23 protein-coding genes are annotated in these 25,583 nt (G+C 58.2%); 13 read left to right on the top strand and 10 right to left on the bottom strand.

All coding sequences use genetic code 11. The annotated features are described in order from the left end of the window. Positions 1 to 11: 11 nt before the first annotated feature. Positions 12 to 902: a hypothetical protein gene (locus FGL65_RS10505; RefSeq protein ID WP_147821159.1), complete on the top strand. Its 891-nt coding sequence runs from the start codon at positions 12 to 14 to the stop codon at positions 900 to 902. A gap of 58 nt (positions 903 to 960) precedes the next feature. Here the strand turns inward: FGL65_RS10505 and FGL65_RS10500 are convergent, their stop codons facing one another. The 4 genes from FGL65_RS10500 to FGL65_RS10485 form a co-directional block, all read right to left on the bottom strand. After that, a complete protein-coding gene (locus FGL65_RS10500) occupies positions 961 to 1,323 on the bottom strand; it encodes a hypothetical protein (protein ID WP_147821158.1) in 363 nt (120 codons plus the stop codon). 2 nt (positions 1,324 to 1,325) lie between these two features. Continuing rightward, complete coding sequence (locus FGL65_RS10495; protein ID WP_147821157.1) at positions 1,326 to 1,925, bottom strand: DUF8043 domain-containing protein; 600 nt, start codon at positions 1,923 to 1,925, stop codon at positions 1,326 to 1,328. A 76-nt stretch (positions 1,926 to 2,001) separates the two neighbouring features. Continuing rightward, the gene (locus FGL65_RS10490; RefSeq protein ID WP_147821156.1) at positions 2,002 to 3,546 is read right to left on the bottom strand and encodes a glycosyltransferase family 9 protein; all 1,545 of its coding nucleotides are present in this window, start codon (positions 3,544 to 3,546) and stop codon (positions 2,002 to 2,004) included. Positions 3,547 to 3,636: 90 nt separating this feature from the next. Then, entirely contained in the window at positions 3,637 to 4,701 is a 1,065-nt protein-coding gene (locus tag FGL65_RS10485; protein ID WP_250645455.1) for a putative nucleotidyltransferase substrate binding domain-containing protein, read from the bottom strand. Positions 4,702 to 4,887: 186 nt separating this feature from the next. Between FGL65_RS10485 and FGL65_RS10480 the strand changes: the two genes are divergently transcribed. The 5 genes from FGL65_RS10480 (at position 4,888) to FGL65_RS10460 (ending at position 11,276) form a co-directional block, all read left to right on the top strand. Then, positions 4,888 to 5,151 (top strand): hypothetical protein, encoded by a 264-nt coding sequence (locus tag FGL65_RS10480; protein ID WP_147821155.1) that lies wholly within the window; start codon positions 4,888 to 4,890, stop codon positions 5,149 to 5,151. Further along, positions 5,152 to 6,726, top strand: a complete 1,575-nt coding sequence (locus FGL65_RS10475; protein ID WP_147821154.1) for a sodium/solute symporter — start codon at positions 5,152 to 5,154, stop codon at positions 6,724 to 6,726. It abuts the gene before it with no gap. Between the two features lie 142 nt (positions 6,727 to 6,868). Next, entirely contained in the window at positions 6,869 to 8,194 is a 1,326-nt protein-coding gene (locus FGL65_RS10470) for an L-lactate MFS transporter (RefSeq protein WP_147821153.1), read from the top strand. 126 nt (positions 8,195 to 8,320) lie between these two features. Then, complete coding sequence (locus FGL65_RS10465; protein ID WP_147821152.1) at positions 8,321 to 8,662, top strand: hypothetical protein; 342 nt, start codon at positions 8,321 to 8,323, stop codon at positions 8,660 to 8,662. Between the two features lie 76 nt (positions 8,663 to 8,738). Beyond that, positions 8,739 to 11,276 (top strand): TIGR03960 family B12-binding radical SAM protein, encoded by a 2,538-nt coding sequence (locus FGL65_RS10460; protein WP_147821151.1) that lies wholly within the window; start codon positions 8,739 to 8,741, stop codon positions 11,274 to 11,276. Here FGL65_RS10460 and FGL65_RS10455 read toward each other — a convergent pair. After that, positions 11,273 to 11,656, bottom strand: a complete 384-nt coding sequence (locus FGL65_RS10455) for a hypothetical protein (RefSeq protein ID WP_147821150.1) — start codon at positions 11,654 to 11,656, stop codon at positions 11,273 to 11,275. The genes FGL65_RS10460 and FGL65_RS10455 overlap by 4 nt on opposite strands. Positions 11,657 to 11,927: 271 nt before the next feature. Between FGL65_RS10455 and FGL65_RS10450 the strand changes: the two genes are divergently transcribed. The 6 genes from FGL65_RS10450 to FGL65_RS10425 all read left to right on the top strand — a co-directional run bounded on the left by FGL65_RS10450 (position 11,928) and on the right by FGL65_RS10425 (position 18,098). After that, a complete protein-coding gene (locus FGL65_RS10450; protein ID WP_187170353.1) occupies positions 11,928 to 13,511 on the top strand; it encodes an ABC transporter substrate-binding protein in 1,584 nt (527 codons plus the stop codon). Positions 13,512 to 13,597: 86 nt separating this feature from the next. Next, positions 13,598 to 14,572 carry an ABC transporter permease gene (locus tag FGL65_RS10445; protein ID WP_147821149.1) on the top strand — a complete coding sequence of 325 codons (975 nt, stop codon included), beginning with the start codon at positions 13,598 to 13,600 and terminating at the stop codon, positions 14,570 to 14,572. Further along, on the top strand, positions 14,573 to 15,490 hold the full coding sequence (locus tag FGL65_RS10440) for an ABC transporter permease (RefSeq protein WP_147821148.1): 918 nt from the start codon (positions 14,573 to 14,575) through the stop codon (positions 15,488 to 15,490). A gap of 4 nt (positions 15,491 to 15,494) precedes the next feature. Further along, positions 15,495 to 16,454, top strand: coding sequence for an ABC transporter ATP-binding protein (locus FGL65_RS10435; RefSeq protein WP_147821147.1), 960 nt, complete (start codon positions 15,495 to 15,497; stop codon positions 16,452 to 16,454). Positions 16,455 to 16,471: 17 nt separating this feature from the next. Continuing rightward, positions 16,472 to 17,485, top strand: coding sequence for an ABC transporter ATP-binding protein (locus tag FGL65_RS10430; protein WP_147821146.1), 1,014 nt, complete (start codon positions 16,472 to 16,474; stop codon positions 17,483 to 17,485). Between the two features lie 115 nt (positions 17,486 to 17,600). Further along, positions 17,601 to 18,098 (top strand): MarR family winged helix-turn-helix transcriptional regulator, encoded by a 498-nt coding sequence (locus FGL65_RS10425; protein ID WP_147821145.1) that lies wholly within the window; start codon positions 17,601 to 17,603, stop codon positions 18,096 to 18,098. Positions 18,099 to 18,167: 69 nt separating this feature from the next. Here the strand turns inward: FGL65_RS10425 and FGL65_RS10420 are convergent, their stop codons facing one another. The 5 genes from FGL65_RS10420 to FGL65_RS18240 form a co-directional block, all read right to left on the bottom strand. Beyond that, positions 18,168 to 18,563, bottom strand: a complete 396-nt coding sequence (locus FGL65_RS10420; protein ID WP_147821144.1) for a response regulator — start codon at positions 18,561 to 18,563, stop codon at positions 18,168 to 18,170. 110 nt (positions 18,564 to 18,673) lie between these two features. Next, complete coding sequence (locus tag FGL65_RS10415) at positions 18,674 to 20,380, bottom strand: FAD-dependent oxidoreductase (RefSeq protein ID WP_147821143.1); 1,707 nt, start codon at positions 20,378 to 20,380, stop codon at positions 18,674 to 18,676. A 34-nt stretch (positions 20,381 to 20,414) separates the two neighbouring features. Next, positions 20,415 to 21,593 carry an aminotransferase-like domain-containing protein gene (locus FGL65_RS10410; protein ID WP_147821142.1) on the bottom strand — a complete coding sequence of 393 codons (1,179 nt, stop codon included), beginning with the start codon at positions 21,591 to 21,593 and terminating at the stop codon, positions 20,415 to 20,417. Positions 21,594 to 21,759: 166 nt separating this feature from the next. Beyond that, positions 21,760 to 22,113, bottom strand: coding sequence for a DVU0772 family protein (locus FGL65_RS10405; RefSeq protein WP_147821141.1), 354 nt, complete (start codon positions 22,111 to 22,113; stop codon positions 21,760 to 21,762). A gap of 190 nt (positions 22,114 to 22,303) precedes the next feature. Next, entirely contained in the window at positions 22,304 to 22,474 is a 171-nt protein-coding gene (locus FGL65_RS18240; protein ID WP_187170352.1) for a hypothetical protein, read from the bottom strand. A 430-nt stretch (positions 22,475 to 22,904) separates the two neighbouring features. On the opposite strand from FGL65_RS18240, the gene FGL65_RS10400 reads away from it, so the two are divergent. Further along, positions 22,905 to 25,571: a M16 family metallopeptidase gene (locus FGL65_RS10400; RefSeq protein ID WP_147821140.1), complete on the top strand. Its 2,667-nt coding sequence runs from the start codon at positions 22,905 to 22,907 to the stop codon at positions 25,569 to 25,571. The last annotated feature ends 12 nt before the right edge of the window (positions 25,572 to 25,583 follow it).

Here is a 25,583-nt window from a genome sequence, read left to right as displayed (position 1 = left end):
TACCGGAATCTTTGCAGGCTCTGCCCCTCGGTCTGGTGCAGGACATCTTCGGCATCAAGGATCTGATCTTTGCCAAATACCTGTTGGCCGGGCTGCTGGTTATGCTCGCCATCCTGCTTTTCCTCCTGGCCCTGCGCGTGCTTCGTAGCGGCGACAAGGAAATGCTGGTGCAGGAGAAAAACATCCCGCAGGCCCTTTCCAGGGCGGGCATGGCCATCGAGCTGTGCGGCAAGGACAACACTCCTGCCGTACGCTGCGTCATCACCCGGGCGGGACGAAGCAAGATCAAATGCGACATCGTGGAACGCATGGACGTGATCAGGGCCAAGGAGGGAGAGAGCGTCACCCTCGTCTTCGCCCCCTTGCGCACGGCGGAAAAAAGGGTGAACGCATTCAAGGCCGAGCTTCTGGAATCCGACGTGTCCGGCCGCAAGACGGATCAAATCACCCTTTCCGCGCCCACGGGCTACGACTTTCTCAAACGCAGGAAGCATGGTCGGAAACGGGTGGTGGACCAGCAGTTCATCCGGGTCAAGATCTGGATGGCCGATCCCGGAAAATCCTCCATACAGTTCCAGGACGCATCCCCGGACATCGGGGTCAATTCCTATGCCCAGGACCAGTCCGGACATGACGCCAACTCGGTCATCAACATTTCAAAGGGCGGCATTGCCCTCCAGGTGCGAAACCAGGTGCTGCCCCCTGTCTGCGCGGTGGGCTCCCCCGTGGTCATCAACATCTTCATGTTCAACTTCAAGGAAAAAATCTTCCGGCCCTACTGGTATGCCGGAGAAGTGAGAAGCATGGAGGAGTACGGCGACGGATATACCCGGCTCGGCCTTTCCTTCACAGGATCGGGACACATGGACGAAGACAGCGGCACCATCCACTGGAGACAATAAAAGGCGAGACCCGGCCAATGGCCGGACCTCGCCTCATTCCTTCATTTCAGCCCCCGGACTATTCCACCTTCTTGCTCAGGAAACGCGAACGGTTGAAACCGTGCTTCACGTATCCGGCACCAACCTTGTAGGCCGAGAATCTGCGGGATTGCTTGCGCAGGTTCATCAGTTCCTGCTTGACCGTATCCTGGAGCTTCTTCGCCTCGGAGGTCAATTCCTCCTGTAGGCTGCCCAGTGCAATCAACTGGTCGGCAAGCTCCTGGAGCGTGACCTTGTCGATGCCGTGTATGGCCTGCTGGGCCTTGCGGCTGCGGGCCATGGCCAGCTTTTCCGCCTCCTGGACCTCGCCGGCAACAAGATGCTGCAATTCGGCGCGCCCCATGCAGAGGGCTTCATCAAGAAGTTGACGCCTTTCAGTCATGGTTATTTCGCCATCCTGATGTCTTCCCTGAGTTGGGCTATGACTTTCTTCCATTTTTCCGCCGCGGGCAGGAATTCATATTCAAGCAGGTCGGCCAGGAGAATCCAGTCCTCGTTCTCGAGCACATCGGTCATCTCGGTGAACAGGTTGGTCATTTCCTCGGCGGCCTCCACATAAGCCGCATGGTCCTTGAGGGAATATTCATTGCGAAGCAGGCCGATCATGCCCAGGAAGTTCCTGGTCACGTCCAGCAGGTCCTGGTAGGTTTCCAGGGCCTCGGCATCGTCCGCCTGCCGAAACAGCGTGGCAACCCTCTTGCCGCCCTCGACCATGAGAGTCACGACCTTGTACAGCTCGCGGGTAATCTCTATGGCCATATCCGCAGTGGCCATGGTGGTCACTTCGATGCTTTGCACTTCGCTCAGGTCGATATCCTCGGACTGATGCGGATATATTTCACTGTAGGGTTCGCTGTTGATCAGCACGTCGGTGACGACTCGGTCGTCCAGATACCCTTCCTGGACCATGGTCGTGAATATCTCTTCAAGATTCTGATACTTGGCGGATTCAATTTCGCATTTCTGTCCATCGATAAGGATCATTGTTCTTCCTCCTCAGGGGGGCTAAAAATTCCTTTTTTTAGGCTTGGCCCAGTAAATACAATTTTCGTGCCGGACGCTACAAGGCCTTCAGCATGGTCATGACCAGCGTGCGATAGCGCTCAATGATCCCCAGCAACGCATCCAGATCATTCCCCCGTTGCTGGGCCTCGAACATCCAAAGCCGGGCCAGCACATTAAGATATGTATTTTCATCAAGAATATTCTGTAGTTGCTGCCAGGACGCCAAGAACTTCTCTTTCAAGGCGGTCCTAGGGTTGCGGGCCAGAAGCATGCCCTGCTGCTGAAGCAGAAACAGGTATTCGGCGCATTCCCCCAAGGTCTTTTTCAGTGCTCCGCCCATGTCCGCGCCGAGCCATTCTTCAGTGCGCTCCCAGCCGTCCAGGCTCTCCCCGTCAAGGAACCGACGATAGAACCAACGCTGCATGGCAACCCAGCGGGCGCGATCCATTGATTCGTGCCCGGAGCAGGATTCCAGGGTCATGAAACCATCCTCCCGAAAAACGGCCTGCCAGACCCGCGCGCCGGTCGAGACAAACGGACCGTCCCCGCCCGACAATCTGCACAACTGTGCGTAAACCGTTTCAGGGGCAACCCCGTACCGACAGCGTTCCTCATTCGCGCATGCCCTGCCGAAGGCGCACGGATGACAATCCATGTCCGGCTCAAGGGAAACGCTTCCCTCGTGATACGGCCCGGTATCCCACGGCTGCGCCGTGGCCAGGAAGATGGCCACAACAGGCACGCCCAGCCCGGCGGCAAGGTGCATGGTGCCGGTATCGTTGCTTACCAGCGCCTCGCATTCCGCCAGGGTCGCCGCAAGCTCCTCCAGGTTGGTCCGGCCCTGCATGTCGACCACCGGGCACATGACCTTCTCCTTGAAACGGCTTCCAAGCGATTTCTCACCTTCGGTGCCGAGCAGAACGGGCACACGTCTGTCCCGCTGCCAGAGCATTTCGGCCAGTTCCGCGAAGCGGGCTATGGGCCAACGGCGTCTGTCTTCGCTGGCGCCCAGCTGCAGAGCCACGAATCCCGCGGGCTGCTCAAGGCCCTCGGAAAGGAAAAGGGTGCGCATGCGCTCACGCAATGCGGCATCAGGCTCCCGGAGCCGCAGGCCCCGACCATCCCCGGAAACGCCCGCAGTGCGCAGGAACAGATCGCAGACATTGAACGGGCTCGCCCCGCGGTTGCCACCCGCCATCTGCAGGAAGGCCGCCCAGGAAGAGGTATCCGCATTGAATCCGTGCTCATCAAGATCAAAGCCCCGCACCTCCGGCGCTCCCAGATTCCGGGCCAGCAGCCGTGCGGATATGGACGGAGTGAGGTTGACCACAAGGTCGGGGGCAAAGTTGTCGATGATCTCCTGCCGGTAGGCCACGGATTCCTTGACGCTGTCCCGCCAGTTGCTGTCCAGAGCAGCCAGCATCCTTGCTGCATGAAGCGGAAAAACCGCATCCACGTCCCGCAAGAGATTGGAGGCCGAGGCAAAATTCTCGATGCAGCACAGCCCTATTCGAGCCCCCTGCCTCCTGAATGCGGATATGACCGGCTGGGTCTGAAGCAGATCGCCAAAGCGCGTCAGATTTATGATCAGTACGTTCACGAAAATATTCCTTACATATCAATCCACAAGAAAGATTTCATCCAACGATGAAATTTCATAATCCATGAGAATGCAAAAAGAAAACCGAAATCACAGCCCGGAGCCTGCCTGCACCAGGCGGACCAACTTTTCCACGGCCTGGATGCACTGCTTGAGCTCTCCGCGCTCGCTGGCGGAAAGTTCGGCGGGATTCAGGTAGTTATGGGGATCGACGCTGCGTTCATGACAGGCAATGCCGATGGTCAGCCGCCTGCCTTGGAGCCATTCCCAGGCCTGGAGCAGAGCCTCGCCATGCTTGCCGGAAAAATGCCCGGCCTCGATCAGGGCGCGGACCCGGTCGCAGGTATGCGTAAAAGGCATGTTGTACTTAAGGGCCAGGATGCGCACGGCATTGGTCAAATGGGCCAGCACGCCGTTCTTGATATTCAGAAATCCGGCCCACGGCCCTTTTTTCTCTGTAAGAAATGAGCCGAACAAAGACAGAGGCAGCCGGTAGTCGGTGAGTTCCTCCACAAGAATCTTGATGACCACGGGTTTGCTGCGCACATACTCCCAGAGATGCCTGCGCAGCCGATGGGCATCCTCCTCCGGGCCATAAACCGGCTCGAAATCCAGAATGAGCCCGGACTGCCACGGTCCCCGTTCATGGGGATTGGAAAGCCAGCCGGTCATGCGCTCCAGCCAGTCGTCGAAGCCGCCGCGCCACTGTTCGTTGCTGACCATGACCCCGCCCGTGCACAGGGGCAGGCCCGCACCGTCCAGTGCAATAACGATGTCGTTGGCCGCATCCTCCAGCTCGTCCCCGTCTATCGCGCCATGCAGGAGCAAACCGTTGTCCTGGTCCGACCCCAGCACCTGTTCGCTGCGGCCGCCGGAGCCGAATTCCAGGAAGGTGCAGCCGGAAAGCCAGGGATAGGCCTCCTCGTGCGCCTCGAGTACGGCCAGAATCACGGCTCGGTTGAATACGGACAGCTTACGGCAGGTTTCCTCTGCAGTCAGCCCGGACTCCAGCCAGTCGGTCACAAAGTCGTAGCGGACGCTCCGCAGCCCCTGAAGCTTGCCCGTGGCGGCCATGACCCGCAGGTCGGCCAGAAGCGACCCCGGAACGCCATGGTGGTCCAAAACGGACCGTTTATCGTCATTTACAGAGCTCAAACCGCGACTCCGAAGACATTGCGCGACCGTTGACCGGCCGTTTTTACCCGTTGGCAGTCCATCCGCCAGGGCCTCAACCCGTGACCGCAACACATTGACCGTTCACCAGAAAGAGAATGAGAGCTTCAATAACACTATTGTAAAAGAATTTCAGCGGCAAACTCAACCACCTTCAAGGAGGAACCCATGGAACACATCGAAGCCATCCGCAAAAGGCAACTCGGCTTGGCGCTTGGCGTGGGCATTCCGTACTTCGCCTTCGTCATCGGCATTTTCCTTTACGTCTACCTGGCAAAGGAAGCGGTGACACAGGTAATCCTCCTGGATTTCCCGCTGCACTACTGGCTCGTGGCCATCGCCATCTACCCCATCACCTGGATCCTCTTCATCTGGTACGTGAGAAAGGCCAATGCAATGGAAGATGAAATCCAACACGGAGGAGGTGCCTAAATGGAAACCGGTTACCAAATCCCCGTCACCGCCCTGGTGCTCATCGGGCTGATGCTGGCCTTCACGGTCGTCACCACCTGGATGTTCCGCAGGCAAAAGACTTCCGCCGACTATTACCTGGCCGGACGCAAGGTCAATTCCTTCATCAACGCCTCGGCCATTTCCTCGGACTACCTTTCCGCGGCATCCTTCCTGGGCGTTGCCGGGGTTGCATTCCTGTTCGGATTCGACGGCATCATCTACGCCCTGGGGTTCTTCGTGGGCTATATCGCCCTGCTGCTCTTCCTGGCCAGCCCCCTGCGCAAATTCGGGCGCTACACCGTGCCGGACTTCGTGTCCGAGCGCTTCCACTCGAAAAAGGCACGCGTGCTCGGCGTCATCGGCGTCCTGTTCGTTTCGCTCTTCTACATGGCCCCGCAGATGCTGGGCGCAGGCAAGGTCATGGGGCTGCTGCTGAACATGGAATACGGCACGGCCATCGTGGTCATTTCCCTGATCATCACGGTCTACGTCACCGTGGGTGGCATGAAGGGCACCACCGTGAACCAGCTGGTCCAGTTCTGGATCCTGTTCGGCGCCATGTTCCTGCTGGCCTTCATACCCTTCGTGGTCAAGGGCTACACCTACACGGACGTGGTCGAATTCCTCAGCAAATTCAAAGGAGCCACCCCGGGCAGCGACAAGGTATTCGACGGCGCGGCCTACACCAGCCCGGCTTACTGGCTGACCAACCTCAAGGACACCCTATCCCTGCTGCTGGCGCTCATGTTCGGTACGGCGGGCCTGCCCCACATCCTGGTGCGCTTCTATACGGCACCGGACGGGAAGGCCGCCCGCAGGACCGTCATCTACGTGCTCTTTCTCATCGGCATGTTCTACATCCTGAGCCCGTACGTTGGACACGTCATCCGCTACGTGTACATGCAGGGCGATACCATGGGCGTGAGCCCGCACCTCATGAAGTGGCTGGCCGCCAACGGCAAGAACCTGGCTGTTCCCGTTGCTGGGTCCCACTTCGGCGGGCAAATCCTGCTCGGCATCGTGGTGGCCGGGGCCTTCGCGGCCATCCTCTCCACGGTCGCGGGCCTGATCATCGCCTGTGCCGGAGCCATCGGTCATGACCTGGTGGTCAACGTCTTCAACCCGGACATGCCCGAGCACTCCAGGGTCAAGGTGGCCCGCATCGCCTCCGTGCTCATCGGACTGCTGGGCATTCCCCTGGGCTTCATCGCCGAGAACATGCAGATCGCGGTGCTGGTCGGCCTGGCCTTCGCCATTGCCGCCTCGACCTTCTTCCCGGTGCTGGTCATGGGCGTCTGGTGGCCCAGGATGACCCGAAACGGAGCCATCGCCGGGCTGATCACGGGGATCGTGGGATCCTTCGCCATGATCCTGGGCGTCTCCTACCTGCCCGAGATACTCCGATTCAAAAACCCTGGAGGATTCGTCATGATCCTCTCCTTCATCGCCATCTACGTGGCCTCCAAGCTGGAATACGGAGCCAAGGGAGAGGCGGCGCTGCCGCACGACACGGAAGAAGTCATGGCCATCCTGCATGGCCCCGAACAGGCATAATACCTCCTTAAACAAAGGCACTGGCGGGAATCGTCCTCTGGCGATTCCCGCCGCCTTGCACCCTAATCCCGCTGTATCGCGAACCAAACAATAATTGAAATTGCAACACGAATGCTATTGGCATGAAACAGAGGAGGTAGCCATGTCGACGATCAAGGTAATGAACCGCTGGTGGGTGGTTCTGGGAGCAGTACTCATCCAGCTCTGCCTGGGGGCCATCTATGCGTGGTCCGTGTTCACCCCGGCCCTGAAGTCTGCGGGATGGAGCAAAATGCAGACCCAGATTGTCTTTGCCGTGGGCCTTGCCTGCTTTGCCGTGGTCATGGTCTGGGCAGGAAAAAAACTGGCGGCCTGGGGGCCCCGCAAGCTGACCATGATCAGCGGTCTGATACTCGGAGCGGGTTATGTTCTGGCCGGCCTGCTCGGAGGAACAAATTTCCCGGCCCTGCTTTTCTGCATCGGCGTCATCGGCGGCACCGGCATCGGCGTGGGCTATGTAGTGCCCATTGCCGTGGGCATGCGCTGGTTCCCGGACAAGAAAGGCATGATCACCGGATTGGCGGTAGCCGGCTTCGGCTTCGGAGCCATGGGCTGGGTCAAACTGGCCGGTTCCTGGGGCCACCTGATCCATTCATACGGCCTGTCAAACACCTTCATCGTTTACGGTGTATCCTTTGCCGCTCTTGTCATCCTGGGCGGCATGTGGATGACCTTCCCGCCCGAGGGATGGCAGCCCGAGGGCTATGCCCCACCCACACCCGCAACAGATGAAAAGGGCCAAAAAAGGGAAGCGGACTACTCGGGACTGGAAATGCTCAAGACATACCAGTTCAAACTCATCTTCCTGACCTTCGCCTTCAGCGCCGGGGCCGGACTCATGTCCATAGGGCTCATGAAGCTCTACCCCATGGAGGCGCTACAGCGCGCCGGATATTCCACGGCCGAGGCAAGCGCCGTCGCGGGAACGGCCATGGCCGTCTTCTTCAGCCTGGCCAACGGCATTGGCCGCATTGCCTGGGGAGCCATGAGCGACCTCATGGGCCGGAAGGCCGCAATCATCCTCATGACCGCCACCCAGGGTTTCTGCGTTATCGCCTTTCCGGCCATGGCTTCCAACGAATTCATCCTTTATGTGGGCGCAGCCTTCATCGGCTTCAATTTCGGCGGCAACTTCTCCCTGTTCCCCACCATCACCGCCGACACTTTCGGCAGCAAGAACGTGGGACGCAACTACCCCTTCGTCTTTCTTTCCTATGGCGTGGGCGGCATCTTCGGCCCCATCCTGGGGGGCATGCTGGGAGACATGGGCAGCTTCCCCCTGGCCTTCACCACCTGCGGCGTTCTCTGCCTGCTGGGTGCAGTGTTCACCTGGCATGTAAACGCTCCCACTGCGGCGGAGCATGAAAGGACCGGATTCCTGCCATTGTATCGCAAGCTCGTGGCGGCCAAGGCTCCGGTCCGTAAATAATTCCGAGGCGGCCACGCACCAACAAACCGGCACCGTCCGTTTTTCGGACGCGCCGGTTTGTGCTTCTTGACAGCGTTCCGGGCAGTCCCTACTTAATAGGCCGACCCAAACAATGAAGGAGTCATAATGAGCTACGACATCAGGCTGGTGAAACTGGTCACCGGTGAAACCGTTATCGGCAAATTCAAGGAAGACAAAATCGAAGAACCGGCTGTCATCCAAACCGTCCCCTCCCAGCAGGGCGTGCAGATCATGCTTCTGCCCTACGGCTACCCTTTCGACCAGGAAATGGGTGGCGAACTGGCCATGCAGCACGTGATCTTCGAATACAAGAAATGCCCGGAAGACCTGAAGACCAAATACCTTGAGGCCACGACCAACATCACCCTGTCCTCGGGCGGCGCATTGAACGATCTGGACAAGATGGCCGGCGGAACCCCGGACCTCTCCTCCCTGCTCAAGAAATAGCCGCCAAACCAAGTTGCAACGCATACGGGGTGGCTCTTTGCGGGCCACCCCGTTTTCGTGATCGGAGTATATCGCAATGAAAGAACTTCTGCCCATCCTGCCCAAGCCCACCCGCTACATCGGCTCCGAATGGGGGGCCGTCTACAAGGACAAGGAATCCGTGCGGGTGCACATGGCGCTGGCCTTCCCGGACATGTACGAAATCGGCATGTCCTATCTGGGGCAGAAGATCCTGCTCAAGCAGATCAACGACCGCGAAGCCTACTGGGCGGAAAGGGTCTACACCCCGTGCAGGGAAACCGCCGCCATCATGCGCGAGCACGGCGTGAGGCTGTCCACCCTGGAATCCGACACGCCGCTGACCGAGCTGGACATCATCGGATTCAGCCTGACACACGAACTCTGCTACACCAATATCCTGTACATGCTCGACCTGGCGGGAATCCCCTTCCGCAGCGAGGCCCGGGACGAATCCCACCCGCTCATCGTGGCGGGAGGCGGCGCCTGCTTCAACGCGGAGCCCGTGGCCCCGTTCTTCGACGCCATGATCATCGGCGATGGCGAAGAAACCCAGATCCAGATGCTGGAGGTGATTGAGCAGGCCAAAGCCGAAGGACTTTCCCGCAACGATCTGCTGTTGCGCCTCAAGGATATTCCCGGCGTATACATTCCATCCTTTTTCGAGAATCAGGGGCCGGGCCAAAAACTCAAGCCGCTGGTGGAAGGATACGAAACCGTGGAAAAGGCTGTGGTGGAAGACCTCAACACAATCCCCTTCCCCACTGAACAGCTCGTCTCCTTTGGCCAGGCCGTGCATGACCGGCTGACCCTGGAGATCGCCCGGGGCTGCACCCGGGGCTGCCGTTTCTGCCAGGCTGGCATGATCTACCGCCCGGTGCGCGAACGCGGCCTTGAGGAATTGGAGAACATTCTCGCGGAAGGCCTTGCGAAGACCGGATACGAGGAGACCTCATTCCTGTCTCTGTCCACCGGCGACTACTCGGCCCTGGACACCCTTTTCTCCCGATGTTTCGACCGGTGCGCCGCGGAACAGATTTCCATCTCCCTGCCGTCCCTGCGCGTGGGATCGCTGTCCGCCCCCATCATGGAGCGGATTTCCAGCATCCGCCGCACCGGTGCAACCCTGGCTCCGGAGGCGGGAAGCCAAAGACTGCGCGACGCCATCAACAAGGGCGTGGACGAGGAAGGCCTGCTGGATCACATCAGGCTCATCTTCGACCATGGCTGGCAAAGCGTGAAGCTCTATTTCATGATCGGCCTGCCCACCGAAACAGACGAGGACCTGGAGGCCATCCTGGACCTGTGCCTCAAGGCCAGGGACGCCGTAGGCAAGCACATCAAGCGCCTGCAGATCACGGCAGCGGTTTCGCCCTTTGTGCCCAAGCCGCACACCCCGTTCCAATGGGAACCGCAGATCCCCCTGGACGAAATCAAGCGCCGCATCTACCTGCTCAAGGACCTGTTCCGCCCCCACAAGCGGGTGCAGCTCAAGTTCCACATCCCGGAAATGACCTTCCTGGAAGGCATCTTCTCGCGCGGCGACCGCCGCCTGGCCCCGGTGGTGGAAAAGGCCTATGCAAAGGACGCGCTTTTTTCCAGTTGGAAAGACCAACTGGCCGTGGCCCCCTATCTGGAGGCCCTGGAGGAATGCGGACTCACTCCCGAGGAATACACCGGCGGCAGGGACATGAACGCCCCGCTCCCCTGGGACCATCTCAACAGCGGCCTGACCCGCAAGTTTCTCCTCACCGAGCGCGAACGCGCCCTGGGCGGGAAGATCACCAAGGACTGCCGGTACAACACCTGCCGTCAGTGCGGGGTTTGCGAATCCGAAAAAAGCACATCCGCCCTGCTCGTGCAAAAGCAGACCAAGGACATCCGCCAACGGCTCGTGCTCCCGAAACGGGACCAGGAAGGCGAACAGCCGCCTTTCGTCAAGCAGGAGCTGGAGCTGGGCGCCAAAGGCGGGCACTACCGCATCTGGTACGAAAAGACCGGACCGGCCGCCTATCTCAGCCAACTGGAACTGCAGAGCGTCTTTGAACGCGCCCTGCGCCGCGCCAATCTGCCTGTAAGCTTTTCCCAGGGATTCCACCCCATGCCGCGCATGTCCTTTGGCAAGGCGCTACCCGTCAGCGTGGAAAGCACGATAGAATGGTTCAACCTCTTCCTGCGCGAGGACTGGGGTCCCAAAGAACTGGCCGAAACGCTGGGGGCGCAAATGCCGCGGGGCCTGCGGCTCTACCGCGCAGACCGCCTGGACATGGGCAAAAAACAGCCCCAGTCCGTGGAAGAGGATTTCCGGATCACGTTTGCGGGGGATGCCGAGGAAGCCGGGATGCGCATGGCCCAGTGGAAAGCATTCATGGCCAACGACTCCGTGATCATCGAACGCACCAACAAGAAGGGAAAGATAAAGCCGGTGGATATTCGCAAGCTGGTGCGGGACATCGACCTTATCGACGACCGCACCCTGACCGTGACCTTTGACTGGCGGGAAGGCTACATAAGCCCCCTGCGGTTGCTGGACATCGTCAACGAAGGCATCGGCCCGCTGGACTTCGGCATGACCAAGACCGCCCAGCGGTTCTAATCTTCCTCGATGACCAGGTGGACGCTCTTGAAGACCTCCACCGGGTAGGACGAATCCGAGGGTTTGCAGACCTTGACGGAGATGTCCGTGCTGCCCGCCTGCAGGGCGGTGAACAGGTATTGCACCCGGTCTATTTCGCCAGGGTTCTCTTCGTCCTTCACTTCGAAATACTTGTCCAGACGCACATAAGCGGGGTCGAAGACCGCGCCTTCGAACGCGTATCCTTCCTGTCCCGGATAATCCATATCCAGGGCAAAGGCGTCCCCCTTCTCCAGCACGATTTTTGTATCGAAAAGGCCGTCCAGGTCATACACGGCGGCATCGCCGAGATCACCCGCGCCCCCGAAAAAAGTTCCGCAACCGGCAAGCAGAAAAACCATCATTGAACACATTGAAATAACTATTTTATTTTTCATATCAGAATTCTTGATCCATTGATCAGGCTTAAAGATGATGTTGTTAAATGTATGTTTTACGTGTAAGAAATAATGCGCTTTGCGGGACTCCTCATCACAAATGGAACGTCATACGCAGTGTCGAACTCGTTTTTTTGTGACATTGGGTGAGCTGCTCCCGTTATTGGGTGGAGGTGTTGCATTGTGTTCGCCGATTCCGGCGAATGTCAACTACTTGTATAACGGAGGTTCATTCATGAAACGTTTTGGTTTTGGGATCAAACCGCTGATCCTCGTAACCATGCTCCTCTCCGCACTGGTTTTGAGCGGTTGCGGCGAAGCAGAAAAGAAAGAGGCAAAGCAGGCAGAAGCCGGCAAGGTGACCCTGAAGCTGGCAATGGACGCAGACCCGGTGTCCCTGGACCCCCATGTCCAGCTTTCCGGCGGCATGCTCCAGTACTCCCACCTGGTCTTCGATCCGCTTGTTCGCTGGACCCAGGACATGAAATTCGAACCTCGCCTGGCTGAAAAGTGGGAACAGATCGACGACGTGACCATGCGCTTCCACCTGCGCAAGGACGTCAAGTTCCACAGCGGCAATCCGTTTACCGCCGAAGACGTGGTCTACACCCTGGAACGACTGAAGAAGAGCGTCGACTACAAGGGCCTGTTCGAGCCGTTCGAAGGCGCCAAGGTCGTGGACGAGCACACCGTGGACCTGATCACCAAGAAGCCCTACGGCTTGGTCATGCCCATGGCCACCTACATTTTCCCCCTGGACAAGAAGTTCTATGAAGGCAAGGACGAGATCGTCAAATCCGGTCCCTCCTTTGCCAACGAACACGAGTCCGGCACCGGTAAATACCAGGTTTCCCATCGCGAACAGGGCGTGAAGATGGTCTTCACCCAGTTTGCGGACTACTGGGACAAGAACACCGGTAACGTGGAAGAAATCATCCTGACTCCCATCAAGAACGACGCCTCCCGCGTGGCCGCGCTGCTCTCCGGCGACGTCGACTTCATCATGCCGGTTCCGCCCACCGACCTGGAACGCATCGGCGACACCAAGGGCCTGAAGCTGACCACCCTGCCCGGCGCACGCATCATCACCTTCCAGATGAACCAGAACCGCCGCGAGGAATTCAAGAACGCCAAGGTTCGCCAGGCAATGGTCTACGCCGTCGACAACCCGGGCATCGTCAAGAAGATCATGAAGGGCTTTGCCACCGCGGCCGGCCAGCAGGGTCCCAAGGGCTATGCCGGTTATGTTGAGGAACTGACCCCGCGCTATGACCTGGAAAAGGCCAAGCAGCTCATGAAGGAAGCCGGCTATGAAAACGGCTTCGAATGCACCATGATCGCACCCAACAACCGCTACGTGAACGACGAAAAGATCTCCGAAGCCGTTGTGGGCATGCTTTCCAAGATCAACATCAAGGTCAACCTGAAGACCATGCCCAAGGCCCAGTACTGGGATCAGTTCGACGCACAGGTCGCAGACATTCAGATGATCGGTTGGCACTCCGACACCGAGGACTCCGCCAACTTCTCCGAATTCCTGACCATGTGCCCGAACAAGGAAACCGGCTACGGCCAGTACAACTCGGGCAACTACTGCAACGCCAAGGTTGACGAACTCATCGTCGCCTCCCAGTCCGAAACCGACCCGGCCAAACGTTCCGCAGAGCTCCAGGAAGTCGAACGCATCCTCTACAACGATGCCGCCTTCATCCCGCTGCACTGGCAGAACCTGGCATGGGCCTCCAAGGACAACATGAACACCGAGGCCATCGTCAACACCATGAACTTCCCCTACTTCGGCGACCTGGTCATCAAGTAGCGGAGGCCATTCTGGCTCAATTGTAAAAAAGGGGACCCCTCACAGGGGGGTCCCCTTTCACCCCTGTAGAACGGAAAAGCCAACCTATGTTTGCATTCACAGTCAAAAGAATCGCCCAGGCCATGATGGTCATGCTCATCATCGGGTTCATCGGGTTCGCCATCAAGCACAACTTCGGCGACCCGGTGCGAGATCTGGCGGGCGAACGCGTCACCCCGGCCCAGCGCGCCGAAATCCGGGAAAAACTCGGGCTCAACGACCCGTTTATGGTTCAATACGTGCGCTTCATCAAAAACGCCGTACAGGGAGACCTCGGACAATCCTTCTTTTTCAAGCGTCCCGCCCTGGACGTAATCGTCAGCAAGGCTCCGGCCACCATTGAGCTGGTCCTGTGCAGCTCCCTGATCATCATTCTCCTGTCCGTGCCTCTGGGCATCTACGCCGCCATCAAGCCCAAACATCTTTTATCACGGTTTGTCATGGGGGCCTCCATCATCGGGGTGTCCATACCGGTATTTCTCACGGCCATCCTGCTCATCTACGTCTTTTCGGTCGAGCTGGGATGGCTGCCGTCCTTCGGACGCGGGGAAACGGTTGACCTCTGGGGCTGGCAAAGCGGCCTGTTCACCGCGGACGGTCTCAGGCACCTGATCATGCCCTCCATCGCGCTTTCCTCCATCATGCTGCCGCTGTTCATCCGCCTGATCCGCTCCGAAATGATGGAAGTGCTGGAAACCGAATACGTGAAGTTCGCCTGGGCCAAGGGCATCAAGCCCCGCCGGGTATGGGTGGTGCATGCCTTCAAGAACACCCTGCTGCCGGTCATCACCGTGGGCGGCGTGCAACTCGGCATCATGGTCGCCTTCACCATCCTCACGGAAACTGTATTCCAGTGGCAGGGCATGGGCTCCATGTTCATCGAATCCGTGGAACGGGCCGACACCTCGCTGATGGTCGCCTATCTGGTCATGGTGGGATTCATATTCGTCATCGTCAACACTGTGGTGGACCTGGTCTACGGTCTGGTGAACCCCATGGTTCGAATTCAGGGGAGGAAGTAGATGAGATCCAGATGGCAACGATTCAAGGAATCCTACTTCCTTTTCAGCTTCCTGCGCGACCCGGTGGCCTACATCAGCTTTGCCGTGCTCCTGGTGCTGGTGCTCAGCGCCTTCGGTGCCCCGCTCTTTGCGCCGCACAACCCTTATGACATGTCCACCATCGACGTCATGGATTCGGAGCTTCCCCCGGTATGGAGCTCCGGAGGCACCGCCAAGTTCCTGCTCGGCACCGACGCCCAGGGCCGCGACATGTTCTCCACCATCCTGTACGGCATGCGCGTATCCATCATCATCGGCATCGGCGCTGTCTGCCTGCAGGCCTTCATCGGTATCGTGGTGGGACTGCTCTCCGGCTACATACGCAAGCTGGACACCATCCTCATGCGTATCGCGGACGTGCAGCTCTCCTTCTCAACCTATATGGTGGCCATCTTCATCGGGGCCATCTTCCAGACCATGTTCGGGGTGGGCAGCTACGACAAGATCGCAATTCCCCTGCTGATCCTGATCATCGGCCTGGCCGAATGGCCGCAGTACGCCCGTACCGTGCGTGCATCCGTGCTGGCCGAACGCAAGAAGGAATATGTGGAGGCGGCGCGGGTCATAGGCCTATCCAAGGCACGCATCATGTGGCGGCACATCCTGCCCAACTCCCTGTCGCCCGTGCTGGTCATCTCCACGGTGCAGGTGGCCAACGCCATCATGTCCGAAGCGGCCCTGTCCTTCCTGGGCCTGGGCATGCCCATCACTAAGCCCTCCCTGGGATCGCTGATCACCGCCGGTTTCGAATACATCTTCTCCGGCTCATGGTGGATCACCATCTTCCCTGGCGTCGTGCTGGTAACGCTTATCTTCGTCATCAACCTGCTTGGTGACTGGGTCAGGGACTTCCTGAACCCAAAACTGTACAAGGGGTAATGAAGTGGAACCACTTCTTGAAATAAAAGACCTGAGCGTCGAATTCGCTCTGCGGACCGGCAAGGTCCGCGCGGTCAACGACGTAAGTCTGGCCCTGAACCAAGGCGAACGCCTCGGCCTTGTGGGGGAATCCGGCGCAGGCAAATCCGTGTTGGGATTTTCCATCATCAACCTGATATCCAAGCCGGGCTACATCTCGGGCGGGGAAGTGAACTACAAGGGAACGGACATCTCCAAGTTCTCCTATGAGCAGATGCGCCGCATCCGCGGCAACCGCATCTCCATGATCTTCCAGGACCCCATGATGACGCTGAACCCGGTGCTGACCGTAGGCCAGCAAATGGTGGAAACCATCCAGGCCCACAGGAAAATCTCCGTCAAACAGGCCGAGGAAATCGCCCTGGATAAGCTGCGCAAGGTGTATATTCCCTCCCCGGAAAAACGCCTCAAGCAGTATCCGCACGAATTCTCGGGGGGCATGCGCCAGCGCATCGTCATCGCCATCTCGCTACTGACCGATCCGGACCTGATCATTGCGGACGAGCCCACAACCGCGCTGGACGTGACCATCCAGGCCGAGATCATGGATCTCCTTCTGGAGCTCTGCGAAAAAAACAACATGGGCCTGATTCTCATCACCCACGATCTGGCCGTTGTTTCCGAAGTGACCCAACGCATCGCCGTGCTCTATGCAGGCCGTGTGGTTGAAATCGGCCCCACCGAGCAGATCATCAACAATCCACAGCACCCGTACACCAAGGGGCTCATCAACGCCCTGCCCCAGAGCACGCACGGCGACAGGCTCAACCAGATTCGCGGCATGATGCCCTCGCTGGTGAACATGCCCGAAGGGTGTCCGTTCTTTCCCCGCTGCGATTACGCCCTGGAACGCTGCAAGACCGAAATACCCGGCCTGCGCCAATGTGAGTCAGAAACCTTTATCGCCTGCTTCGAGCGGGGCTAACCAGGGAGAGAAGAACCATGAGCAATACCCCTCTTCTCGAGACAAGAGACCTGGTCAAGCACTTCGACATCTCCGGCGGACTGGTGGACCAGATCAAGTTCGACAAGGGACGCATCCACCGCGAGAAAACCGTCGTCAAGGCGGTCAACAACGTTTCCATCAACATACAGGAAGGCGAAACCCTGAGCGTGGTGGGCGAATCCGGGTGCGGCAAGTCCACCCTGGCCCGGACCATCATCGGCCTGTACGGGCCGAACTCCGGTGAAGTGCACTACCGTGGACAGCGCATCGACACCCTTTCCGGCCATGCGCGCAGGCCCATCCGCAAAAAGATGCAGATGGTCTTTCAGGATCCGTACGCATCGCTCAACCCGCGCATGACCGTCCGCCAGATCCTGGAGGAACCCGTTCACTTCCACAACCCGCAGATGAGCCGTCAGGAAGTCAAGGACAGGGTTGCCGAGACCTTCCGCGCAGTGGGTATCGACCCGGCCTGGGCAGGGAACTATCCCCACGAGTTCTCGGGCGGCCAGCGCCAGCGCATCAGCCTGGCCCGCGCCCTGGTGCTCGACCCGGACTTCGTGGTTGCCGACGAACCCATCGCGGCCCTGGACGTTTCCATCCAGGCGCAGATCCTGAACCTGATGATGGACATGCAGGAGGAGCGCAAGCTCACCTACCTGTTCATCAGCCACGACCTGTCGGTTATTGAACACATCTCCAACAGGGTGGCAGTTATGTACCTGGGCTGCCTGTGCGAACTGGCCCCGGTCAAGGAATTGTTCGCCACCCCCAGGCACCCGTATACGCAGGCCCTGCTTTCCGCCATCCCCAAGCTGGGAGGAAAGCCCGGCGGCCATATCCGCCTTTCCGGCGATGTGCCCACCCCCATCAATCTGCCTACGGGATGCGTCTTCAACGGCAGGTGCCCGCACGCCAACGAGCGCTGCCATCGGGAGATTCCCCAACTGAGGGACGTGGAATCCGGTGTACGCGTGGCCTGCCACGCCCTGGAGGAAGGCCGGATATAGAAAAGCAAAGCGCCGTCAGCCCGTCTGACGGCGCTTTTTTATTGGATTGTCGCCTTATACTTGACTTACGCCTTCCTGCGCTATACTTAGGAGCCTAATAGAGCGAGAGGATACCATGTTGGAATTATACGATCTTCCCGATGAACATCTTTTGGCCCGGTACAAGGAAAAGTATCCGGAACTGGACGTGACCGCCCTGATCTGCTTCCTGAAGCTGCTGCGCGTAGCCTCGGACGTGGAATCATCGCTGAACACCTTTCTGACCCAGTTCGACATCTCCCAACGCCGGTTCTTCATACTCATCCTGCTGACGCGCAGGCTCGAGGGCTGGACCCCTTCCGAGCTGGCCAAGGGCACCGGGGTAACCAACGCCACCATGACCGGCGTGCTCGACACCCTGGTCAAGGACGGCCTTGTGGAACGAAAGACCGACCCCGAGGACAGACGCGTCAAGGTGGTGGTCATCACCCCCAAGGGCGAGGAACTCATGGACAAGATATTCCCGCAGCACTACGGCCGCGTGGCCCGGCTCATGGAGGACTTCGATTCCCGGCAGCGGGACGAACTCCTGGAGACTCTGGACAAAATCCAGAACAGTATGGGTAAGATGTAGACGCCCCTGAGATAAGCCAAAACAAAACGCCGTTTCTCGAAAGAAACGGCGTTTTGTTTTGGCAAATTCCTAGAGAATCATATTGGTTCGCAACTCGTCGAGCACCTTGTCCTTGTCAAAGGGCTTGACGATGTAACAGGAGGCAAAGCTGTTGAAAAAGGCTTTGCTCACATTGCGGTTGTCCACCAGGGAGGTGATCATGACCAGATGGAACTGGTCCACCTCGCGAATTCCCAGCTTTATCTCCTCCTTGCGCAATAGCTCGGCTGCCTTGTGCCCGTCCATCTCCGGCATGAGAATATCCATGAACACCACATCGTACGGCCGCCTTTCCGAATGCGCCCGCACAAAGAAATCCACGCCTTCCGCGCCGGACATGGCATTGTCACACTGGGCGAACGGTGCAAGGATGCTTTGAAGATACAAATGGATGGACTCGTCATCATCCACGATAAGAAAACGCATGGCTGCCATCCTGTCGGGTTTCCGCATGCCGGGATTGCAACACGCCCGGCATGCGGTTCACCTTCTACATAGCCATATAAGGCATTATATACAAGTCATACGGATCAATTCTACAGTTCAATGCCATACTTCTTGAGAGACGCCATGCCTCCGTGAATGTTGATCACGTTCTTGTGTCCCTTGTGGGTAAGCATGATCTGGGCTTCGTAGGAACGAGCTCCCGTGTTGCAGACCAGCACGCAGGTCTTGTTTTCGGGGACCTCGTCCAGACGTTTGTAGATCTCGCCCTGGGGAATGTTCTGCCAGTGCCCGGGATTGCGTTCCATGTAGGGCTGCGCATCCGGTTGCTCGCGGCAATCGATGAAACAGAAATCGCCCGATTCGCGGGCGGCCCACATCTTCTCGAACTCGGCGGGCCCCACGCCCCGGTTCATTTCACGCAGAACGTTATCGGCCATGTTGGCCACGGTATTCAAAATGTCCATGGCCGCGGCAAACGGCGGCGCATAGGCCAGCTCCAGATTGCTGATATCGTCGATGGTCGGCTTGAACTTGAGGATCGAAGCCACGGCGTTGATCCGGCCCACCATGGCGTCCCCGGAACTGCCGAAGCCCTGAACGCCCAGCACCTTGCGGGTGCCGCGCTCCACGACCAGCTCCAGGGTCATGAGTTCCTTGGTGGGATAGAAATGAGCCCGATCGAGCTGAGTAAGCATGACGCTGAAAGCATCGTACCCGGCCCCTTCCGCAGCCTCCAGGCTCAGCCCGGTGCCAGCCAGGGAGGTTTCAAAGAGTTTGACCACAAAGGAGCCCACTGCGCCGTCAAAGGAAGACTCGCCTCCGGCCAGGTTGTTGCCGATGATACGGCCCTGCCGGTTGGCCATGGACCCCAAAGGCAGGAACAGGGGCTGACCCGTGATCAGGTTCTTGATGATGGCGCAGTCGCCGCCCGAATAGATGTCCGGGTCCGACGTACGCAACATTTCATCCACGATGATGCCGCCGCGCTCATGGCACTGCAGGCCGGCCTCCCTGGCCACGAAATCGTTGGGAATCACGCCCACGGAAATGATCACGCAGTCGGCTTCCAGGGTACGCTTGTCGGTGACCACACGCTGCACCTTGCCGTCGCCCTCTATGGACTTGACGGTTTCGCCCAGGTGGAATTCGACCCCTTTTTCCTGCATGTGCTCCATGCCCATGCGGGCCAGGGTCGGGCTGACCAGCCGCGGCATGATCTGGTCGAAAATCTCGACCACCGTGGTTTCCACGCCCCACATATCGGCAAAGGCCTCGGCCATCTCAAGGCCGATGAACCCGGCCCCGATAATCACGGCCTTGCCCACCTGCCCCTGGGAAATGGAGGCACGGATACACTCCGCATCATGCGGGTTGGAAACATAATGCACGCCCTTGAGGTCTTCCCCGGGCATGTTCAGCTTGCGCGGGGTGGCCCCGGTGGCGATGACCAGCTTGTCGTAATCGAGCACACCGGTTTCACCGGTGGCGACGTTCTCGTAATGAACCCGCTTGTTTTCCCGGTCCACCTGGGTGGCCTTGGTGCGGGTCATCACGTCCACGCCCTTGATGTCCTCGAAGAACTTCTCATCGCGGACCATGTGAAAAGCCGTGGTGCGCAAGGCTTCGGCGTCGGGCACATCGCCGGAAACGTAATACGGGATACCGCATCCACCGTAGGAAATGAGATCGCTCATGTCGAGCATGGTCACCTTTGACCCGGGTTCAATCCTCTTGAAACGGCACGCGGCCTTGGGGCCCAGCGCAACGCCGCCTATGACGACAACATGTTGAGACATGCAGCCTCCTCAACTGTTCTGTGGTGTTGACAAACTAGTCCAGAAACTCCCTGATACTCTCGCCGAGCCGCTTGATTCCCTCTTCAATGCGATCCGGGTCTGCGTTGGAGAAATTGAGCCGCAGGGTGTTTTCCCCACTACCGTCCGCATAGAACGGCTTGCCGGGAACAAAGGCCACCTTCTTGGCAATGGCCTTGTCGAACAGATCCATGGACGAACAGCCTTCCGGCAAAGTACTCCACAGGAACATTCCGCCTTCCGGCCGGGTGGTCTCCACGCCGTCCGGGAAATATCTGTCGATCATCTCCACCATGATGTCGCGGTGTTTTCCGTATGTTTCACGGATCAGTGCGATATGGTCGTCGATGTCGTTTTCAAGCATGTACGTGCGCATGATGGCCTGGGCCACGGTGCTGGTATGCAGGTCCGAGGCCTGCTTGGCGATGACCAGCTTGTCGCGACGCTCGCCGCCCGCCACCAGCCAGCCGATGCGGAATCCCGGCGCCGCGATCTTGGAGAAGGAACCAAGCAGGATACCGGGCTTCTTCTGGAAGGAGTAGACCGTGGGCAGATCCTCGCCCATGAAACGAAGCTCGCCGTAGGGGTCGTCCTCCACAAACAGCACATTGTATTTGTCCAACAGCTCGGCGACGGCCTTGCGCTTTTCCCGGCTATAGCTCAGGCCGGATGGATTCTGGAAATTGGGCACCGCATAGAAAATCTTCGCCCCGTCCTTGAACCGTTGTTCCAGCTCCTCCAAGTTGGGGCCGTCCGACTCCAGGGACACGGAAACAAACTGGGGCTCGAAGATGGAAAACGCCTGGATGGCCCCGAGATATCCCGGGCTCTCAATGGCGATCTTGTCACCCTTGTCCAGGTAGACCTTGCCGATGAGGTCCAGACATTGCTGGGACCCGGTGGTGATAAGCAGTTCATCGGGGCTGATGTTCAGATTCTTCTTTTCCAGATAACGCTTGGAGATGAACTTGCGCAGTTCCACATCCCCTTCGGTCTGCGAATACTGCATGGATACCCTGCCGCTTGTGCCAAGTACCTCCCGTGCCGCCGCCTCCATGGGCTCCACCGGGAACATGCGCGGATTAGGCAGCCCCCCGGCAAAGGAAATAATGGAAGGGTCTGCGGTGACCTTCAGTATTTCGCGGATAAAGGAACGATGGACCGAAGACATTCTGGATGCGTACTTGTCGGACATGAGATGCTCCAAGGTTAATGGGATGTATGGATAAACAATCGCCCGAGGCGATTATTCGATTGCGGGAATAACACCACGAACAACAAATAAATTCCAGCAAAAAAAAGCGGGGCCTGCCCAATGCAGGCCCCGCAGGGGCATGAGAGGAGAATGCACTCGTGTGACGTTATGTGGTCCTGACCTTCATCTGACTTTCAAGCCAGGTTCTCACCTCTTCGTTGGGCGCATACACGCCCTTCAAATTACTGACGGAATTAAGGAACCGTCTGCCCATATCCTTGGGCAAATCCAGCGAAACAAGTTCCTTGGCCTCCTCGGAATTCCGGCGGATCAGCATCACCTTGGGGTTTTCGTCCCATGCATACACAACGAAATAGTTGCTAAAATCCGCCTTGGAGGTCACGGGCCTGTGCTGGGCATGCCATGAATTGTTACCCCACTCTAGATACATGGTGACTGCATCTTCAGGGGTCATATTCCAATCTATGTCCAAATGCTTGTAATCTCTTAAGCTACCCATATTTCCTCCTTGGTTTTCCAAGTTCGGTTCATGTTTATTTAAAATAATGATAACTATTACTATGAACTTGTCAACAAAAAAGAGCATCGGCCCGAGACGTAATGGCCCCGTTTCCGAATCCAAGAAAAGCTATGCTAACAGAGGAAAATGGGAAAAATGAAAAAAGGGACCGGATGGCCCCGTGAATTCTCTACTCTTTATCGGGAGACCACTTGGGGTCGCGATATTTATCCGGATTGTAGACCCGCCAGTCGCTACCGTCGTCATACTTCTCGTCCGCTCCGGGGAACGGAGTGTAGACATGCCCCTGACTGTTCTGATCAGCCTGACATTCCATCTTGATACGGTCGTTCTTCTCCATGGCGCAACCCTCGGTTTTCGCTTGAAAATTCTGGACCCTTCCCCTGAGAAAAGAGGCGCGTGACATCGTCACCCGCACCCATTCCTGCTCCAATTATAATACCGTGTCAAGCCTGCTCTCGCAGCGGCAATAAGCCACCTTCAGTCCATTTCTCCACCAATGCTGAGAAATGTTTTACGATCTCCATTCAGTAATTCTTGAAAGCCCGACTGCTAACTTTTCTCTATCCCAAAAAACGAAGCCTTCATGAGAATAAATATGAAATATGCCGGATCGCGATTCCAAGGGTTGCGCAAACAGGAAACAAGCTTATCTTCTGTGCTGTCAACGAAAACAGGAATGAATCCAGGTTCATTGACACACCCGTATTGTAACAATACAACATCTTACCGTTTCTACCTGCTGACGGGGGATACACCGGAGTGATTCCATGTTTCGAAAAATACTTATTCTCGGAGGGCTGCTGATTTTCCTGGCGGCCTGCAACAGCACCATGAAAAAAACAACCGACGCAGTTCCGGCCGCACCAGCCAATGCCGCCATAAGCGACACCATGCTGGTGAAGCTCAAAAACGGCCTGACCGTGCTGGCCAAGCGGGACGACCGTTTCCCGCTGGTGAATGTACGCCTGTATGTGCATGCCGGCTCGGCCTATGAGACACCGGAGATCGCCGGAATCAGCCACCTACTGGAACATATGGTCTTCAAGGGGACCAAGAAGCGCGAACCGGGCCAAACCGCCATGGACATCGAATCCGTGGGCGGCAGCCTCAATGCGGCCACCAGCTTCGACTACACGGTCTACTACGTGGAAGTCCCGGACAAGGAATGGAAGCTCGGCATGGACGTGGTCACGGACATGGCCTTTGACGCGGCCATTGACCCCAAGGAGCTCAAGAGCGAGCGCAAGGTCGTGCTTGCCGAACTGGAACGCGGCGAAGACACCCCCGGCAGCCGCCTGTTCAAGTCCCTGCAGGGCATGCTCTGGAAAGGCACCAGCTACGAATGGCCCATCATCGGCTATCGCGAGACGGTCGAGGGCTTCAGCTCCAAGGATATTCACGCCTACATCGACAAATTCTATCAGCCGCAATCCATGCTGCTCACCGTGGTGGGCAACATCGATCCGGCCGACATCGTCGCCGAGGCCGACAGGCTTATCGGAAGCAGAACAAACGATCGCGAAGTGATTCCGCCCACCACCATGGACATGCCCACGACGCCCATCGGCCCCGAATTCAGCGTGGTCAAGGGCAAGTGGAACAAGGTCTACCTGGGCGCGGCATTCCCCATCCCGGGCCTGAAATCCGCAGAACTGGCGGGCCTGGAAATGACGGCACACCTGCTGGGCGGCGACGACACCTCGCGCCTCTATCGCAAATTCAAATATGAAAAGCGGCTGGTGGACGACATCTCTATATCCCCGTTGAGTCTGGAACGCAGCGGATTCCTCTACGTCAACGCCACGCTCGATTCCGAAAACGTGGTCGAGTTCTGGACCGAACTCATGAAGGAATTCGCACATTTCGACCCCAAGGTCTTCACGGACCGGGAAATCGAACGCGCCCGCCTCAACCTGGAGGACTCCCTGTTCCTGACCAAGGAAACCCTATCCGGCCTTGCCAGCAAGCTTGGCTACTTCCAGTTCTTCGAGGACGGCGAGGAAGCGGAACAGAACTATCTCTTTGCGCTGAAGCACGTGGACCGCAAGGAAATGGCCGAGGTCTTCGGAAGATACCTGCGTCCCGACAGGCTGGTCACCGCAATCCTGGTGCCTGAAAGCAACGGGGTATCCCCGGAAAAGCTCAAGGAAGTCACCACGGCCGAATGGAACGGCAAGGCAAAGACAACCGAAGCCAGGGCCGAACAAGCCAACGGCAAGGAAATCATTGAGCTGCCCGGCGGCAGCAAGCTGGTCCTCCTGCCGGACGCCACCCTGCCCTACACGGCCATGTCCATATACTGGACCGGCGGTGACGGCGATGTTTCCGAAAACAAGCAGGGACTCGCTTCCCTGGCCGCCAAGGCGCTTACCCGCGGCACCAAGAAAATGAGTGCCAACGAGATCGAGGACTTCCTTTCCGACCACGCCGCCAATATTGGCGCCACCTCAGGCCGGAACCTCTTTGCCCTGGAATCCAAGTTCCCGTCCCGCTTCAGCGGCAAGGTCCTGCCCCTGCTCAAGGATGTGATCCTGAATCCGGCATGGCGGGACGAGGAAATCGAACGCGCCAAACAGGACCAGATCGCCGCGATTCAGCGCCAGGAGGACAGGCCTCTGGGACTCATGTTCCGCCACCTGTTCCCCTACCTCTTTGCCAACGCCCCCTACAGCTATCTCTCCGAAGGCAGCATCGAAGGTGTTCAGGCATTGAAACGGCAGGATGCCGTTGCTTACTGGGCCAACCAGACCAGAGAGCCGTTCGTGCTGGCCGTCGTGGGCGATTACGACCGCGCCCTGGTAACGCAATTCGCCAAGGATGTGGCCAAATCCATCACCACTTCGGCCCAGAAATACGTATTCAAGGATGTGGTCTGGAACACGGAACGCGAGAAAACCATGACCCTGCCGGACCGCAACCAGGCGCACCTGCTGCTGACCTTTCCGGTACCGGGCAAGGACGACCTTGACGCCTCCGCCGAGCTCAATGTGCTCAAGGCAGCGTTTTCCGGCCAATCCGGCCTGCTGTTCCGCGACATGCGCGACAAGCAGGGACTCGGCTACACGGTGACCGCCATCCTCTGGCAGACCCGCAACGACGGACTCATGGCGCTCTACATCGGCACCCAGCCCGAAAAGGTGGAGCAGGCCCTCAATGGGTTCCACACGGTCATTGCCGACCTCCAGGCCAATCCCCTGCCGGAATCGGAAATCAGCCGCGCCCGAAACATCCTCACCGGAGACTACTACCAGGAGCACCAATCCCTGCTTTCCCGCAGCCGCGAGGCCTCAAGCCTCATGGCGCAGGGTTTCGACATGGATCACAAGCGAAAGGTCATTGACCGCGCCCAAACCGTCACGGCAGAGGAAATCCGCGACCTGGTTCGCAAATACCTGAACCAGGACAAGGCCTACCTCATGAAGGTGGTGCCCTAGCGGACAAAGCTT

Origin of the sequence: Salidesulfovibrio onnuriiensis, from assembly GCF_008001235.1 — a bacterium.
Taxonomy (GTDB): domain Bacteria; phylum Desulfobacterota; class Desulfovibrionia; order Desulfovibrionales; family Desulfovibrionaceae; genus Pseudodesulfovibrio; species Pseudodesulfovibrio onnuriiensis.
The sequence above is the reverse complement of the archived record's forward strand: the minus strand, read 5'-3'. Positions and strand labels throughout refer to the sequence as shown.

Coding starts and splice junctions, on each gene's coding strand:
- FGL65_RS10500 (WP_147821158.1), bottom strand. CDS start 1,323: ATGACTGAAAGGCGTCAACTTCTTGATGAAGCCCTCTGCATGGGGCGC.
- FGL65_RS10495 (WP_147821157.1), bottom strand. CDS start 1,925: ATGATCCTTATCGATGGACAGAAATGCGAAATTGAATCCGCCAAGTAT.
- FGL65_RS10480 (WP_147821155.1), top strand. CDS start 4,888: ATGGAACACATCGAAGCCATCCGCAAAAGGCAACTCGGCTTGGCGCTT.
- FGL65_RS10475 (WP_147821154.1), top strand. CDS start 5,152: ATGGAAACCGGTTACCAAATCCCCGTCACCGCCCTGGTGCTCATCGGG.
- FGL65_RS10470 (WP_147821153.1), top strand. CDS start 6,869: ATGTCGACGATCAAGGTAATGAACCGCTGGTGGGTGGTTCTGGGAGCA.
- FGL65_RS10465 (WP_147821152.1), top strand. CDS start 8,321: ATGAGCTACGACATCAGGCTGGTGAAACTGGTCACCGGTGAAACCGTT.
- FGL65_RS10460 (WP_147821151.1), top strand. CDS start 8,739: ATGAAAGAACTTCTGCCCATCCTGCCCAAGCCCACCCGCTACATCGGC.
- FGL65_RS10455 (WP_147821150.1), bottom strand. CDS start 11,656: ATGGTTTTTCTGCTTGCCGGTTGCGGAACTTTTTTCGGGGGCGCGGGT.
- FGL65_RS10450 (WP_187170353.1), top strand. CDS start 11,928: ATGAAACGTTTTGGTTTTGGGATCAAACCGCTGATCCTCGTAACCATG.
- FGL65_RS10445 (WP_147821149.1), top strand. CDS start 13,598: ATGTTTGCATTCACAGTCAAAAGAATCGCCCAGGCCATGATGGTCATG.
- FGL65_RS10440 (WP_147821148.1), top strand. CDS start 14,573: ATGAGATCCAGATGGCAACGATTCAAGGAATCCTACTTCCTTTTCAGC.
- FGL65_RS10430 (WP_147821146.1), top strand. CDS start 16,472: ATGAGCAATACCCCTCTTCTCGAGACAAGAGACCTGGTCAAGCACTTC.
- FGL65_RS10425 (WP_147821145.1), top strand. CDS start 17,601: ATGTTGGAATTATACGATCTTCCCGATGAACATCTTTTGGCCCGGTAC.
- FGL65_RS10420 (WP_147821144.1), bottom strand. CDS start 18,563: ATGCGTTTTCTTATCGTGGATGATGACGAGTCCATCCATTTGTATCTT.
- FGL65_RS10415 (WP_147821143.1), bottom strand. CDS start 20,380: ATGTCTCAACATGTTGTCGTCATAGGCGGCGTTGCGCTGGGCCCCAAG.
- FGL65_RS10410 (WP_147821142.1), bottom strand. CDS start 21,593: ATGTCCGACAAGTACGCATCCAGAATGTCTTCGGTCCATCGTTCCTTT.
- FGL65_RS10405 (WP_147821141.1), bottom strand. CDS start 22,113: ATGGGTAGCTTAAGAGATTACAAGCATTTGGACATAGATTGGAATATG.
- FGL65_RS18240 (WP_187170352.1), bottom strand. CDS start 22,474: ATGGAGAAGAACGACCGTATCAAGATGGAATGTCAGGCTGATCAGAAC.
- FGL65_RS10400 (WP_147821140.1), top strand. CDS start 22,905: ATGTTTCGAAAAATACTTATTCTCGGAGGGCTGCTGATTTTCCTGGCG.